The 14,401-nt window shown below is 31.8% G+C and carries 16 protein-coding genes; 5 read left to right on the top strand and 11 right to left on the bottom strand.

All coding sequences use genetic code 11. The features are described 5' to 3' along the window. Positions 1–6 precede the first annotated feature (6 nt). Positions 7–438 carry a hypothetical protein gene (locus tag Q4512_RS15770; RefSeq protein WP_303426308.1) on the bottom strand — a complete coding sequence of 144 codons (432 nt, stop codon included), beginning with the start codon at positions 436–438 and terminating at the stop codon, positions 7–9. Then, positions 439–954: a DUF4920 domain-containing protein gene (locus Q4512_RS15765; protein ID WP_303426307.1), complete on the bottom strand. Its 516-nt coding sequence runs from the start codon at positions 952–954 to the stop codon at positions 439–441. It lies immediately after the preceding gene. Positions 955–1,095: 141 nt separating this feature from the next. Here Q4512_RS15765 and Q4512_RS15760 point away from each other — a divergent pair, with 141 nt between their 5' ends. Further along, positions 1,096–2,139 (top strand): branched-chain amino acid aminotransferase, encoded by a 1,044-nt coding sequence (locus Q4512_RS15760; RefSeq protein WP_303426306.1) that lies wholly within the window; start codon positions 1,096–1,098, stop codon positions 2,137–2,139. Between the two features lie 49 nt (positions 2,140–2,188). On the opposite strand, the gene Q4512_RS15755 is transcribed toward Q4512_RS15760, so the two are convergent. Further along, entirely contained in the window at positions 2,189–2,575 is a 387-nt protein-coding gene (locus Q4512_RS15755) for a nucleoside triphosphate pyrophosphohydrolase family protein (RefSeq protein ID WP_303426305.1), read from the bottom strand. Between the two features lie 495 nt (positions 2,576–3,070). Here Q4512_RS15755 and Q4512_RS15745 point away from each other — a divergent pair, with 495 nt between their 5' ends. Both Q4512_RS15745 and crcB read left to right on the top strand, forming a co-directional pair. Further along, positions 3,071–4,108, top strand: coding sequence for a GyrI-like domain-containing protein (locus Q4512_RS15745; RefSeq protein ID WP_303426301.1), 1,038 nt, complete (start codon positions 3,071–3,073; stop codon positions 4,106–4,108). Between the two features lie 69 nt (positions 4,109–4,177). Then, a complete protein-coding gene (gene crcB / locus Q4512_RS15740) occupies positions 4,178–4,543 on the top strand; it encodes a fluoride efflux transporter CrcB (protein ID WP_303426300.1) in 366 nt (121 codons plus the stop codon). Positions 4,544–4,583: 40 nt separating this feature from the next. On the opposite strand, the gene Q4512_RS15735 is transcribed toward crcB, so the two are convergent. After that, positions 4,584–5,183, bottom strand: coding sequence for a DUF1684 domain-containing protein (locus Q4512_RS15735; protein ID WP_303426298.1), 600 nt, complete (start codon positions 5,181–5,183; stop codon positions 4,584–4,586). 277 nt (positions 5,184–5,460) lie between these two features. Between Q4512_RS15735 and Q4512_RS15730 the strand changes: the two genes are divergently transcribed. Further along, the gene (locus Q4512_RS15730; RefSeq protein WP_303426296.1) at positions 5,461–6,690 is read left to right on the top strand and encodes an MFS transporter; all 1,230 of its coding nucleotides are present in this window, start codon (positions 5,461–5,463) and stop codon (positions 6,688–6,690) included. Between the two features lie 191 nt (positions 6,691–6,881). Here Q4512_RS15730 and Q4512_RS15725 read toward each other — a convergent pair whose 3' ends face one another. Next, positions 6,882–7,322: an Lrp/AsnC family transcriptional regulator gene (locus Q4512_RS15725; RefSeq protein ID WP_303426294.1), complete on the bottom strand. Its 441-nt coding sequence runs from the start codon at positions 7,320–7,322 to the stop codon at positions 6,882–6,884. A gap of 117 nt (positions 7,323–7,439) precedes the next feature. Here Q4512_RS15725 and Q4512_RS15720 point away from each other — a divergent pair, with 117 nt between their 5' ends. Next, the gene (locus tag Q4512_RS15720; protein WP_303426293.1) at positions 7,440–7,835 is read left to right on the top strand and encodes a hypothetical protein; all 396 of its coding nucleotides are present in this window, start codon (positions 7,440–7,442) and stop codon (positions 7,833–7,835) included. Here the strand turns inward: Q4512_RS15720 and Q4512_RS15715 are convergent, their stop codons facing one another. The 6 genes from Q4512_RS15715 to Q4512_RS15690 form a co-directional block, all read right to left on the bottom strand. Next, positions 7,836–8,450, bottom strand: coding sequence for a DEAD/DEAH box helicase (locus Q4512_RS15715; protein WP_303426291.1), 615 nt, complete (start codon positions 8,448–8,450; stop codon positions 7,836–7,838). Between the two features lie 62 nt (positions 8,451–8,512). Then, positions 8,513–9,052 (bottom strand): sigma-70 family RNA polymerase sigma factor, encoded by a 540-nt coding sequence (locus tag Q4512_RS15710; protein ID WP_303426289.1) that lies wholly within the window; start codon positions 9,050–9,052, stop codon positions 8,513–8,515. A 245-nt stretch (positions 9,053–9,297) separates the two neighbouring features. Further along, a complete protein-coding gene (locus tag Q4512_RS15705; RefSeq protein ID WP_303426287.1) occupies positions 9,298–9,762 on the bottom strand; it encodes an RES family NAD+ phosphorylase in 465 nt (154 codons plus the stop codon). 10 nt (positions 9,763–9,772) lie between these two features. Continuing rightward, the gene (locus tag Q4512_RS15700; protein WP_303426285.1) at positions 9,773–10,276 is read right to left on the bottom strand and encodes an antitoxin Xre-like helix-turn-helix domain-containing protein; all 504 of its coding nucleotides are present in this window, start codon (positions 10,274–10,276) and stop codon (positions 9,773–9,775) included. Between the two features lie 91 nt (positions 10,277–10,367). Then, a complete protein-coding gene (locus Q4512_RS15695) occupies positions 10,368–10,841 on the bottom strand; it encodes an OsmC family protein (RefSeq protein ID WP_303426284.1) in 474 nt (157 codons plus the stop codon). A 39-nt stretch (positions 10,842–10,880) separates the two neighbouring features. Beyond that, positions 10,881–14,294: a methylmalonyl-CoA mutase family protein gene (locus tag Q4512_RS15690; protein WP_303426283.1), complete on the bottom strand. Its 3,414-nt coding sequence runs from the start codon at positions 14,292–14,294 to the stop codon at positions 10,881–10,883. Between the last annotated feature and the right edge of the window lie 107 nt (positions 14,295–14,401).

Raw genomic sequence — 14,401 nt, 5'->3', positions numbered from 1 at the left:
AAAGAACTATTTAATTAATAGCTTTTTAATTCTTGGAATTGGCCCTGTACACTCTGTTTGATGACAAGAAATACATAACCCAACAGCATTATTAAACCTGTCTTTTATTGGAAGATTAGATTGGGAATTAAAAACTTCCTTTTCTGCAGTAACAAAGAGGGAAGAGAAAGCTTGAAATCTCTCACTTCTAGATTTAAAATCGGAAAGTTCTGCAGTATGAATTTCTAAAAAATCTAATGGGAATTCTGTTGGTATTTCACCTGCAATAATTTCTTTTTTAATCTTTAAATTATGCGCATACATTTTGTTCATGAGTATAGCCATTTCGGATGGCTCATACATATCATAAACTTTTTTTTCTTTTTTCTCGACTTGTTTTTCTTTTGTATTACAACTTATCAAAAAAGCGAAACAAACCAACCAAATTAGCTTTTTCATTTATAACGCTTCTTCAACAAGTAAAACACCATCTGCTTCAAAAGAATACGTTTTTTTAGACTCTGTAATTAAAGCAATTTCTTCTGCAGATTTCCCTGCATCTTCTGCATAATGACGCAACTCTTCAACTGGGACTTCGTTAACATATGCTTTTCCGTTTATAATAACTTCTTGTCCTGCAATATTTTTTGGCATAAAAAAACCATAGTCTTTAAATTTAACCATCACCTGCTCCCCATTCTCTAGGTCTAATTTCATCCAGCAACCTTTTGCCTGACAAACATCGCCTACTTTCGCTATCATTTTAGAGTTAATACTATCTCCAACTTTCATAGACTTATAATGTTCTGCCATAGATTTTGCTGTTATAGCATCGTCTGCAATAATTTCTTTACCAAAAGATTTATAAGCAGTTTCTTTTTTTGTTTCCTCTACAACAACAGTTTCTTTTTTTGTTTCTTCTTTACATGCTACAAAAACCGTTAAGAACATCATTATTAGTGCTATTTTTTTCATTTGTTTATATTTTATACATTAGTTTTTTAAAGCCCTAAAGATAGTGTTTTTTAAAATAATTAATCTTTTTTATACCACTATTATTCTGTAAATTTGTTTCCTTATATTAGCTATTAATATCAAGAAAAAATTGTAAAAAAAATGGATATACTAAAAGTAGAGAAGTCTAGAATAGATAATGTAGATTTTGAAAATATTGACTTTGGTCGTGAATTTACAGACCATATGTTTACTTGCGATTTTAAAGATGGAAAGTGGCAAACACCTAAAATAACCCCTTATCAACCGCTTACTATAGATCCTTCTGCTAGAGTTTTTCATTATGGACAAGCTGTTTTTGAAGGAATGAAAGCTTTTAAAGATGAAAATGATGCTGTTTGGTTATTTAGACCGGAAGACAATTTTAATAGAATAAATATTTCTGCTAAAAGGTTAGCAATGCCTGAATTTCCTAAAGAATACTTTTTTGAAGGACTAGAAACTTTACTAAAATTAGATAAGGAATGGGTTAAAAAAGGGGAAGGCAATGCACTTTATATTAGACCTTTTGTTATTGCATCGGAACCTGCAATCTCTGCATCTCCAGCTAATGAGTACAAATTCATGATTATTTGTTCTCCTGTTAAAGCCTATTATAAAGGTACTGTAAAAGTTGTTATTGCTGAAAAATATAGCCGTTCTGCTGATGGCGGAGTTGGTTTTGCAAAAGCTGCTGGTAATTATGCTGCACAATTTTATCCAACCAATTTAGTACAAGAAGAAGGATATCAACAAGTAATTTGGACAGATGCAAATACGCATGAATATCTTGAAGAAGCAGGAACTATGAATATCTTTTTTAGGGTAAACGACAAACTAATAACTGCTCCAACTAGTGACAGAATTTTAGATGGTATTACAAGAAAAAGTATCCTACAAATTGCTAAAGACAATAATATTGAAATAGAAATTAGACCTGTTACAGTTAAAGAAATAAAAGAGGCTGCAAGAAACGGAAGTCTAAAGGAAATATTTGGTAGTGGTACTGCTGCAGTTGTAAGTCCTATTTCAGCTTTTAAGCATGCGGATGAAGCTTTTGATATTGTGGAACCAGAAAACACATATTATACCATGTTTAAAAAACAACTAAATGATATACAATACAACGTATCAGAAGATAAACATGGATGGCGCTATAAAGTATAATACTAAATGATTTAAACAAAAAAGAGAAGCAATTGCTTCTCTTTTTTGTTTACTTATCTAATATTTCGGCGATATTCGGTTTAAAATAATTTGGCCCTTTAAGCACTTTGCCATCTTCGCGGTAAATAGGTTGCCCATCTTCGCCAAGTTTACTCATATTACTGCGTTGAATTTCGTTAAAAACTTCTTCTATTTTATGTTGCATTCCGTGTTCTATAATAGTTCCGCAAAGTATATACAACATATCACCAAGAGCATCTGCAACCTCCACTAAATCATTACTATTGGCAGCTTCTAGATATTCTTCATTTTCCTCTTTCATTAAATTAAAACGAAGGGTGTTTTTATCTATACCTAAGTCTGCTTTTGGAGCTTCTCTGTGTCCTATTTTAAAAGCAGTATGGAATGCCTTTACAGCTTCAATTTTATTTTTCATATCCTATTTTTATTTTTTCATTTCCGTAAAAACGGAAATCTTATGGTTTTGTTTCTTAATTTTGCATAAAAATAGATATATGTTTAGTAATGGTCAAATCGTTTTCGGAATTTTATTTGCAATCGCATTTATTATAGCGATAACATATACCTACAGAAAAGACATTAAACTGCACAAGCAACATTATAAAGGAAGTATCTGGGTTTTAGTTGCTTTTATTTGTTTTATTCTTTTTATAGTTTCTATAAAACACTTCTTTAAATAATTCAGCAAACACTATTTTTGTTTTCTAAAATATTCATTTTAAATAAAAATTTTATGAGCAAAGTTGTAAAAACACTATTAAACAAAGGTTTACCACATAATGCTTACTGTTACATTTTTTTATAAATTTCGAAATATTCAAATTTAGTTTTAATAAAGACCTGCAAATCAATCGTTTTCAATACTGAAAAATATTTCATTATATTTGATAATATCTCAAATAAACAAACAATGAAAGCATTTAAATACATTCTTTTCGTTTTACTTATTTTAATTATTGGTTTTTCAATTTATATTGCTGTACAACCAAACAGCTATGATGTAAAACGAACTAAATTAATTAAAGCTCCTGCTAGTATGGTTTTTAATCAGATTAACGATTTTAAAAATTGGGAAAATTGGGGACCATGGAAAGAAGAAGATCCTACCATGACAATTACGTACCCTGAAAAAACTTCAGGAATTGGTGGTAATTATTCTTGGGAAGGTGCAGAAGGCCCTGGTTATATGGAAACCATTGCTGTAACACCAAACCAATCTATAGATCAAGAAATATCTTTTGGCGGTATGGAACCAAATGATGTGTATTGGAAATTTAAAGAAGTAGAAGAAGGCACAGAAGTAACTTGGGGAATGAAACATGATAAAATGAATTTTCTCTTTAAAGCTTTTGCTGCAGCGCAAGGTGGAATGGAAAAAAATCTTGGTATCATGTTCGATAAAGGACTTAACAAATTAGACCGTATTGTAACCGAAGCATACGAAAAATTACCTAAAGTAGATTTTAAACTAGGTGATGTTGTTGAAGTTGAGCTACCTGCTCAAAAATTTATTGGATACAAACAAAATACTTCTACAGATATGCCACAAGAAGAAATGACAAAATTGTTTATGGAATTCATGCCTAAAGCTGGATTATATGCAGCTAACAAATTAACACATAACGATTATGTTCCCGGAACTTACTACACCAAATGGGATGAAACAACAAAAGAAGCAGAATTTTACATTGGTTTATTATTAAAAAAAGAAATCCCTCCTGCACAAGGAATGACAGCTTTTAATATACCGGAGGGAAATGCAGTTAAAATTGCTAAATATGGTAATTATGGCTCAGGCGATTATGAAGCACATATGGCTATTGGAAAATACATGCAGGACAAAAAATTAGAGATGAATGGTGAATCTGTATGGGAACTTTATGTAAATGATCCAACCACTGTTAAACCAGAAGAAATTGAAACAGATATTTACTACCCTATTAAATAATTAGTAATATTTAAACCATTAAAACCTTGCAACTAAAATCTGCAAGGTTTTTTATTTACTTTTGTTCTTATGAAGAATTTATTACTTGTATTTGTTGGAGGAGGTTTTGGTAGTGTATTACGTTATATTATTGGAAAATATTTAAACAACAGCCAAAACGGAATCCCTTACGGAACATTTATAGCCAACATTTTAGGAAGTTTACTAATTGGTTTAATCCTTGGTTATGCGCTTAAAAATAACAGTTTATCTTCTAACCAAACCCTACTCTTAGCTACAGGATTTTGTGGTGGATTTACAACCTTCTCTACCTTTGCTTATGAAAATCATATGTTTTTAAAAACTGGTGACTTCACCAGTTTTGCAGTGTATACTATTGCTAGTTTTATATTAGGATTTCTAGCGGTATTTTTAGGAATGTTTTTAACAAAATAATACTGAAATAAAAACGCCACATATCTATTACATAAATAAACTACTTGACAAAAACCTTCACTCCTGCTTCTATATTTTCATCTACATAATTGTCTCTTGGAACAATTGGACAGGAATACTTTTCGTTGTATGCACAATATGGATTATAAGCTTTATTAAAATCAATTACTAAATAATCGTCTTTCGGTATACGCAAATCAATATAACGTCCACCTCCATAAGTAGTATCTCCATTAGTAGTATCTAAAAAAGGTAAAAACAAATAATCTTCAAAACCTTCTTTTTGCATTAAGTCTTGACCTTGATATACTTTTAACTGATATGTTTTTCCATTTAATGGAAACGATAAAACACCAAACACTCGTTCTTTAGAAACACGATTTGTAGTTGTTTTCATCTTAAACCACTTAGAATCTGGTGTTCTTTTTAAAGTAGCAGAAACTACAAAAGTAGAATCAAACTTAAAAAAATCCAGGGTTCTAAAAGTCTTTCTATCTTTAGCTTTTAAAGGCGATTTAGAAGCATCTTTAAAATCTGCATTTTGCTCTCGTTGCCAATCTGTCTCCCCTAATAAAGGTTGTTTTTGTTGCGCACAACTTAGTACAGATGTAAATAAAAATAGATAGAGTAAATACTTCATGTTGAAATTTTTTCGGCTTAAAAATACAATTTCTAATTATTTTGTTTAGCTTTGAATCATAAAATATAAATAAAATGAATTTAGTCATTAAAAATTATAAGCAATATACCTCTTGTAGAGTTACAAGTTGGGCTACTTATATGTTATGATGATGTAAATATCAATTAATACAATATTAAAAGTCCAACTTCGTAGTTGGACTTTTTTATTTTAGGTCTATAAACGAAGTAACCCTTTTGCAAATGAAATAAACCAAGAATCCATTAAACCAACCAACATGAAAACACTATTCCATAACTATATAAACACATTTAAAGGGCTCTCTACTGAAGTATGGTGGCTTGCACTAATAACTTTAATTAATAGAGCAGGAACTATGGTGATACCTTTTCTTTCGCTATATCTAACAGAAGATTTAAACTTTACACTTAAAGATGTTGGCTGGATCATGTCTGCCTTTGGCTTAGGCTCTGTTGTTGGATCTTGGTTAGGAGGAAAATTAACAGACAAAATTGGCTATTACAAAGTAATGGTTAGAAGCCTATTATTTACAGGAATACTATTTGTAGCATTACAATTTTTAAACACTTTCACATCGTTATGTATTGGTATTTTTTTAGTGATGTTAGTTGCAGATATGTTTCGACCAGCAATGTTTGTTGCATTAAGCGCCTACAGTAAACCCGAAAATAAGACCAGAAGCGTAACCCTCATTCGTCTTGCTATAAACTTAGGTTTTTCTGCAGGACCAGCTGTTGGTGGTTTAATTATTACAACAATGAGTTATAGTGGTTTATTTTGGGTAGATGGCATCACATGTATACTTGCCACTTTGGTGCTAATTCTTGTATTAAACCCTAAAAAGGCTAAAATATTAGACAATATTATTGTTGAAAACCCTGACTCTGCTTATAATGATAAAGCTTTCTTGATTTTTCTAGTTGCGATGTTCTTGTTTGGCTTTGTTTTTCTGCAATACTTTTCTACCATGCCAATATACTATAGAGAAACACATACTTTAACAGAATTACAAATTGGGTTACTTCTTGGGGCTAACGGATTTTTTATTTTTCTTTTAGAAATGCCTTTAATAAAATGGTTAGAAAATTCTAAATACTCTAAATCTAGTTTAATGTTTTTTGGTGCTGCATTAACTGCTTTAAGCTTTATAGTTTTAAACCTAACCACTTGGTCTGGAATTTTAATTATTGGTATGTTTTTAATGACAATTGGTGAAATGATTGCTTTTCCGTTTTCTAATGCATTTGCCATGCAACGTGCAAAAAAAGGGAATCAAGGAGAGTATATGGCTTTATATTCTATAGCGTTTTCTTTTGCTCATATCTTTGGACATAATGCAGGAATGCAGTTTGCCGATGGATTTGGATTTAATAATACATGGTCTATTATGACCTTACTGGGAGTTCTGTGTGCATTATTATTATTTGGTTTAAATATATATATGAAAAAAAACATAACAAAATCGGTACAAAATGATACGTTATAATTTTAGCCCTTTTAGTATTAAGTTGTAATTCATCTGAAAAGAAAACTAAATTGAGAACCTGTTATTATTCTATATAATTTATGAAAAACCTAATATTTTAAAAAGCGCTAATACTTAAACCTATAAATAACTAAACGCATGCGAGAATTTAAATTTCTAACATACTGATTATCAAATATTTTAAACTTCAATCAAAACCTCTTTATTACATTATTTTTAACAACATGTGATAGTACTATTTGTGTTTTACTTTCTCCATATACAATAAGTTGGTCTATAAATGTTTCTAGATGTTTTTGGTTTCTTAAAACAACCTCCATAACAATGTTTTCATTTCCGGTAATTCTATAGCAATTAATCACCTCATCAAAAGTTTTTACTTTTTCTAAAAAAGGTTTTAGTTTCCCCATAAAAGCATGCAAAGTTATAAGTGCTTTTAGTTGGTAACCAACCTCGAAAGGAGAAATTAATGTGATGTGATTTTGAATAATCCCTAAATCTTCCATCTTCTTTATTCGCTCTGAAACTGCAGGAGAAGTAATACCAACCTGTCTACCAATAGCAGCATTAGATTGTCGCGAATTCTCTTGCAAACACTTCAATATCTTCCAGTTAAGATTATCTAAGCTCATTATTAAAGTTTAATATTAAAATAATTTAATTTTTAAAGTAAATATACGTTTTTTCTTTAAAATCGAAAGTGTTTACTGCTGTCTTGTAACTAAATTTGATGGAAATCGAAAAATATCATGTTAGCCCACATCCCATCACATCTTTCAGACCTACCTATATATAAGCAAGCTTTGCATATTTTTATTTTATCTAGAAGTATTTCTACCTATCTAAATCAAGATTTAGCATACTTACAAGAAGATGGTTCAGAAGATGCAAATATTTATTTTTCTGGAGATATTGTTCAGCATTCGGTTTCTTTAGCGCCAGAAATTATTAATGCAGAAATGGAACGCTATTCGGATAAAAAACACAAACATATTGCTTCTGTTAGAAAATTAACGAACAGATTATATAGTCACTGTAGACGTTTAGAAAAATGTAATAGTAACGGCAAGGATTATATTCCTATTTTAAGAAAAGAACTTAAAACCTTTAAAAAATTACAAAATAGTTGGATGCTAACTTTGTAATTATTTAGCTTCAATTGTTTGCGAATTATACATAATAGTATCTTGAAGACGTTCAAACTTAGGATGCATTTTTTCTGCTAAAAGCACATATTGACATTTCTGTAAGCTCTCTGTTACTCGCAAAACATCGTTATGATAATTATTTCGTATTAAAAACTCTGCATCTTCTAAAGCTAATAATTTAAGCTGTCCTAAATGCAAACTATTCATAAAATATAATTTATTTAAACGTTTTGGTGTTGCTATTAAAACATCGACTCCATAATAAATTTCCTCACGTTGTTGGTCTAAAGTTTGCTCATCGTAAGCGGCATAGATTCTTAAATCCATGTACTTGGTAAATTTTTCAAACGTTTCTTTTAGATCTAACGCTGCTTGTTTGTCTTTTACAATAATCAATGCTCTAGGCGAATCTTCAAAAGCAGCTGCTTTTAATTTATGAATGATGGCAATGATTAAAATAGTAGTCTTTCCAGCCCCTTTTGGTGCTAATCCATATACATTTGCTCCTCCTTTTATTTTTGGTAATATTTCTTTCTGAAAAGGTAAAGGCGCCTCATAATTTAATGTTTCTAAAGCTTCTTTTAGTACTGGGTTTAATTTTTTAAAGGACATGTTACGTAAATTTGAAGTTGTAAAACAAAATGAATCATCTTAATTCTGCACAAAGGTACATATTAATGACACATTTTGCAGTCTGCTTTGTCTTTGATTTCACCTACCAAATAACCTTCTTCATTTATTACAAAATCACAACAGTCTACAAAACCTTGCGCAATCATTTTACGTCCACGTTGTATTTGAGATTTTATGGTAGGTAATGGCAAGTGCAATTGCTCAGCAATTTCTTGTTGTTTGACACCTTTTATGTCGCTTAAAAACAATGGATCTCGATACTTTTTAGGCAAGCTTTTAATTATTCCGTGTAAGCAATCGGCTTCAGTATGTTCTAGTTTTTGTTCTTCAAAAACAAAATCTTCGTCTGTGGTTTCATACACCAATTTTTTACTTCCAAAATAGTCTAAAACAGTATACCTTGCTATAGCGAACAACCAAGACTTCAATTTTCCTTCGTCTTTTAACGTATTTAGTTTGGTGTGTACTTTAATGAAAGTTTCCTGGAGTAAATCTTCAGCAACAGCGACATCTTTTACTTTACTAAGAATAAAATATTTAATGTCGTCTGCATGTAATTTCCAAATGTCTTGAGTATCCATAACCATTTATTAAAATAACGCTAATCTTAGTACAAAGTTACTAAGATTAGCGTTGTTATTACTGTCTTTAAGTATTGCTTAACAGTTACAACTAGTACATGTACAAGAATCGCAAGTACAATTTTGACAATTTCCTTTTGCGCAACCATCACAGTTACACGTGCATTCTTTATTTTTCATAATATAAGAGTTTTATGTTCCTATAATAGACGAGAAAGTATTAAGAAAGATGCATATTATGTAGATTATTTTTTTTGAAAAACTCTAGAATCCACATCTAAAACCCCTGTTTTAATAATTTTCACTTCTTTAATTAGGGAATGCGTTGGGTTTACCAAAATATTATTTGTCATTGGTAAAATAGCGGAAGGTACTTGCATTGCTAAATTCGCATTCGTTTTTAACCAATCTGTTCCAAATTGCATAGAATAATTTGAAGGTGGATTATGCCGCCAATTGGTGTCTAATTTAGACTCCTTTAGTTTTGGGGAAATTAAACTATCTGGAACTTGAGCTTCTAAAAACCCAAAATCATTGGTTAAAAACTTAAAATCTATATGCACCAATATTTCTAAAACAGCAAGGGATAGACTTTCGGAAAAATAGACCATATTATATCCTTTCTTATTCCATCGTCCTCCATATAAACGAGCTCCTTCTCCCGATAAATCTTTTAAATATTGTTTTTTTGCTATTCTGTAAATTTTCAAAAGAATTGTTTTAAGAATAAACACCAAATTCAATACGACCAAGCGTATCTTTAATTAAACTTGTACCAAAACTTGTATCTAGAAAATTTATTGGTTTTTGATAATTTAAAACACGTATTTCGCTGTGCAACCAAGAAGTAAAGGCTTCTAGTGTACCAAGCACTTCAATACCTCTAGAAATAACTTCGGCAATTTCTAAAATTTGCTCTGTAGGATATACATTTAATAATTCTACATCGCTTTTTCGCTGTATAGTACGATGGGAAACATGAATTAAAGCACTCATTTTCTCCATCGAAATACCAAGCAAATTACTAATAGTATTTACCACCGATTTTGGTAAACCTTTTCGGGTGATTTCTATGAGATCAAAATCATTAGATATGGTTTGCCCAACTTGCAAGCTACCACCAAGAACACTAATAATTCTATCGTATTTATTTTGTAAATTATAAAAAGCTTCTGGCTCATTTGCCAAATTTTTTATTGCATTTTCAAGTTTAAAATTCTCCATAATCACGACATTTTACACAAATATACGTATTTTTGTCGTCTATTAAGTCGTTTTTACAGTTTTTAACACAACTAATAAAAACAAAAACTAGTTAGAAAACCCTAATTATGGCGTCATGAGAGATCGGAAAATTACAAGAGTTAGCAATAAAGCATAAGCTATTTGCTTTTTCATGTAAATCGAGTGCTAGCCTTTTTTGATTCGCATTCTTAATAGTTACTATTGGCTTTAATCTCACCATTTTAAAACTTCCGCTTCCTGAACTTTCCACTACCAAATCTCCTTCTGCATCATCTATGTAACTTAAGACTTCTATTTCTTCTTGAGCACACACGTATAAATAAGACATCATGTGACAAGATGCTAAAGCGGATAATAATAAATCTTCCGGGTTATATAATGTATCGTCTCCTCTAAAGGCTTTAGCTGCAGACATTTGTAACGGCATCGTTTTATTAGCAATAGCAACGTTAAGGTTTCGACTAAAAGTTCTTGGGTTTTGTGTGCTCCCTCCTTCGTTTATTGCCCAATTTACAGTAGCTTTAAAGGTATGATTGATAGACATTTTTGTTGTTTTTTTGATGTAAAAAAAGCAGTTCTCTACTTACATATTTCTTCTATACTGCCCTCCTACTTCAAACAATGCCGAAGTAATTTGGCCTAAACTACATACTTTACAAACATCCATTAAAGCTTCAAAAATATTTTCGTTATTAATAGCTTTGTCTTGTAAATCTTTCAATAAAACTTTAGTATCGTTTGCTTGATGTAAATGCTCTAAGGTTTTTATCTGAAATTGCTTCTCTTCTTCTGTTGCACGAATCACTTCCGCAGGAATAACCGTTGGAGATCCTTTAGAACTCAAGAACGTATTCACTCCTATAATTGGGAATTTCCCATTGTGTTTTAAGGTTTCGTAGTATAAACTCTCTTCTTGTATTTTACTACGTTGGTACATGGTTTCCATGGCACCTAAAACACCGCCTCTTTCTGTAATTCTGTCAAATTCTAAAAGCACAGCTTCTTCAACTAAATCGGTTAATTCTTCAATAATAAAAGAACCTTGTATTGGATTTTCATTTTTATTTAGTCCTAATTCTTTATTGATAATGAGTTGAATAGCCATCGCACGTCTAACAGATTCCTCTGTAGGTGTCGTTATCGCTTCATCATAGGCATTCGTATGTAAGGAATTACAGTTATCATAAATAGCATACAATGCTTGCAGTGTGGTACGAATATCGTTAAAGTCAATTTCTTGTGCATGTAAGCTTCGCCCAGAGGTTTGAATATGATACTTCAACATTTGCGCTCTGGCATTTGCTCCATACTTATGCTTCATGGCTTTTGCCCAAATTTTTCTTGCTACACGACCAATTACTGCGTATTCTGGATCGATTCCGTTAGAGAAAAAGAACGATAAGTTCGGTCCAAATTTATTGATATCCATGCCACGACTTAAATAATATTCGACGTACGTGAAACCATTAGATAAAGTAAGCGCTAATTGCGTAATTGGATTGGCTCCTGCTTCTGCAATATGGTATCCCGAAATAGAAACCGAATAGAAGTTACGTACATTATTCTCGATAAAATATTCTTGCACATCTCCCATTAAACGCAAAGCAAATTCTGTTGAAAAAATACAAGTATTTTGTGCTTGATCTTCTTTTAAAATATCTGCTTGCACTGTTCCTCTAACTTGTGCAATGGTATTCTTTTTAATTTCTGCATAAATGTCTGCTGGCAACACTTGATCTCCAGTAACACCAAGAAGCATTAAACCTAAACCATTGTTCCCTTCTGGTAATTCGCCATTATAAGAAGGACGTTCTTTGCCTTTATAGATTTTTGCAATTTTTGTCTCTACTTCTTTTTCTAAACCATTTTCTTTAATGTAAAATTCGCATTGTTGGTCTATAGCTGCATTCATAAAAAAGCCAAGCAACATAGGTGCAGGACCATTAATTGTCATACTTACCGACGTCATAACATTTGCCAAGTCGAAACCAGAATACAGTTTTTTAGCATCGTCTAAACAACAAATAGAAACGCCTGCATTACCAATTTTTCCGTAGATATCCGGACGTAAATCTGGATCGTTTCCATAAAGTGTTACACTATCAAAAGCGGTCGACAAACGTTTTGCTGGCAACCCTGCACTTACATAATGAAAACGTCTGTTGGTACGTTCTGGACCTCCTTCACCAGCAAACATACGTGCTGGATCTTCTCCTGTTCGTTTAAATGGGTATAATCCGGAAGTATACGGGAATTCCCCTGGCACATTTTCTTGTAAGGTCCAACGTAATAAATCTCCCCAAGCTTGGTACTTTGGTAAAGCTACACGCGGAATTTGTAAGTGAGATAATGACTCCGAATGTGTCTCAATTTTAATCTCTTTATCTCTTACTTTAAAGCTATAAATAGGGTTTTTATATTTGTTTACTTTTTCATCCCAACCAGTAATCACTTCCCAATTATAAGGGTCTAAGTTTAGTTTTACTCTGTCGAATTCGGAAACTAATAGTCTTATAAAATCCTTGTTCTCTTCGGTTGTTGTAAAAGAATCTGAAGCAATTCCTGCTTTATCTAATTGTGGCGTTGTATTTAAAACAGATTCTAATGTTTTATAAATTCCGTAAAGTTTTTGAGCAACTTCTACTTGTGTATTAGCTGTTTTATCGTAACTGCGATTATTTTCAGCAATTTCAGAAAGATAACGTGTTCTTGAAGGAGGAATTACGAATATCTTTTCACTCATTTGGTCTGAAATGTGGAAAGTAGATTTTAAAACAGAATCCGCTTTCTCTACTAGCTTATCCATGATTGCTTTGTATAGCGTATTCATTCCTGGGTCGTTAAACTGAGAAGCTATTGTACCATAAACTGGCAAATCTTCTTGCGGAATATCCCAAAGATTATTGTTGCGCATGAATTGTTTTTTCACATCACGCAAGGCATCTAATGCACCTCGTTTGTCAAATTTATTTATGGCAACTAAATCTGCAAAATCCAACATATCAATTTTTTCTAATTGTGTTGCTGCACCAAACTCTGGAGTCATTACGTATAGAGAAACATCCGAATGCTCTATGATTTCGGTATCCGATTGTCCAATACCTGAAGTTTCTAAAATAATTAAATCATATTCGGCTGCCTTTAAAACCTGAACTGCTTCGTTTACATATTTTGATAATGCCAAATTAGATTGACGTGTAGCCAAGCTACGCATGTAAACTCTTGGCGAATTAATCGCATTCATTCGAATTCTGTCTCCTAAAAGTGCACCTCCGGTTTTTCGTTTAGAAGGATCTACAGAAACTAGACCTATTGTTTTGTCTGGGAAATCGATTAAAAAACGACGAACCAGTTCATCTACTAACGATGATTTTCCAGCTCCACCAGTTCCTGTAATACCCAAAACCGGGGTGTTAGAATTTTTATTTTTGATATGAATTTTATCTAAAGTCACTTTAGCTACTTCTGGAAAATTTTCGGCAGAAGAAATTACTCTAGCAATTGCTTTTGGATTTTTAGTTGGCAAAATATCTATTTCTCCATTTAAAGTATCCCCAATTGCAAAATCAGATTTTTCAACCAAATCATTAATCATACCTTGTAATCCCATAGCTCGACCATCATCTGGCGAGTAAATTCGTGCAATACCATAATCCATTAATTCTTTAATTTCAGAAGGAAGAATTACACCTCCACCACCACCAAAAATCTGAATGTGTTGTGCCCCTCTTTCTTTTAAAAGATCGTACATGTATTTAAAATACTCGTTATGACCACCTTGATATGAAGTTAAACAAATAGCATTTGCATCTTCTTGAATTGCAGTATTCACCACCTCATCTACACTCCTATCATGGCCTAAATGAATTACCTCAACTCCCGTAGATTGAATAATACGACGCATAATGTTAATAGATGCATCGTGACCATCAAATAAGGCTGCTGCAGTTACAATTCTAACTTTATGTTTTGGCTTGTATGGTTTTGCTTGTATCATTCTTAAAATATAATCTGATTTAGGCTTGCAATTTACGGAATATTCAAAAATATCACTCAATTATTTGTAATAATCTAAAAGTTAAAAACGAAAAAATAACTTCGACT

The organism is Oceanihabitans sp. 2_MG-2023, from assembly GCF_030547245.1.
Taxonomy (GTDB): domain Bacteria; phylum Bacteroidota; class Bacteroidia; order Flavobacteriales; family Flavobacteriaceae; genus Oceanihabitans.
The sequence above is the reverse complement of the archived record's forward strand: the minus strand, read 5'-3'. Positions and strand labels throughout refer to the sequence as shown.

Bases quoted from the DNA above. Each gene is read 5' to 3' on its own strand.
- Q4512_RS15770 (WP_303426308.1), bottom strand. From the start codon at position 438: ATGAAAAAGCTAATTTGGTTGGTTTGTTTCGCTTTTTTGATAAGTTGT.
- Q4512_RS15765 (WP_303426307.1), bottom strand. From the start codon at position 954: ATGAAAAAAATAGCACTAATAATGATGTTCTTAACGGTTTTTGTAGCA.
- Q4512_RS15760 (WP_303426306.1), top strand. From the start codon at position 1,096: ATGGATATACTAAAAGTAGAGAAGTCTAGAATAGATAATGTAGATTTT.
- Q4512_RS15755 (WP_303426305.1), bottom strand. From the start codon at position 2,575: ATGAAAAATAAAATTGAAGCTGTAAAGGCATTCCATACTGCTTTTAAA.
- Q4512_RS15745 (WP_303426301.1), top strand. From the start codon at position 3,071: ATGAAAGCATTTAAATACATTCTTTTCGTTTTACTTATTTTAATTATT.
- crcB (WP_303426300.1), top strand. From the start codon at position 4,178: ATGAAGAATTTATTACTTGTATTTGTTGGAGGAGGTTTTGGTAGTGTA.
- Q4512_RS15735 (WP_303426298.1), bottom strand. From the start codon at position 5,183: ATGAAGTATTTACTCTATCTATTTTTATTTACATCTGTACTAAGTTGT.
- Q4512_RS15730 (WP_303426296.1), top strand. From the start codon at position 5,461: ATGAAAACACTATTCCATAACTATATAAACACATTTAAAGGGCTCTCT.
- Q4512_RS15725 (WP_303426294.1), bottom strand. From the start codon at position 7,322: ATGAGCTTAGATAATCTTAACTGGAAGATATTGAAGTGTTTGCAAGAG.
- Q4512_RS15720 (WP_303426293.1), top strand. From the start codon at position 7,440: ATGTTAGCCCACATCCCATCACATCTTTCAGACCTACCTATATATAAG.
- Q4512_RS15715 (WP_303426291.1), bottom strand. From the start codon at position 8,450: ATGTCCTTTAAAAAATTAAACCCAGTACTAAAAGAAGCTTTAGAAACA.
- Q4512_RS15710 (WP_303426289.1), bottom strand. From the start codon at position 9,052: ATGGATACTCAAGACATTTGGAAATTACATGCAGACGACATTAAATAT.
- Q4512_RS15700 (WP_303426285.1), bottom strand. From the start codon at position 10,276: ATGGAGAATTTTAAACTTGAAAATGCAATAAAAAATTTGGCAAATGAG.
- Q4512_RS15695 (WP_303426284.1), bottom strand. From the start codon at position 10,841: ATGTCTATCAATCATACCTTTAAAGCTACTGTAAATTGGGCAATAAAC.
- Q4512_RS15690 (WP_303426283.1), bottom strand. From the start codon at position 14,294: ATGATACAAGCAAAACCATACAAGCCAAAACATAAAGTTAGAATTGTA.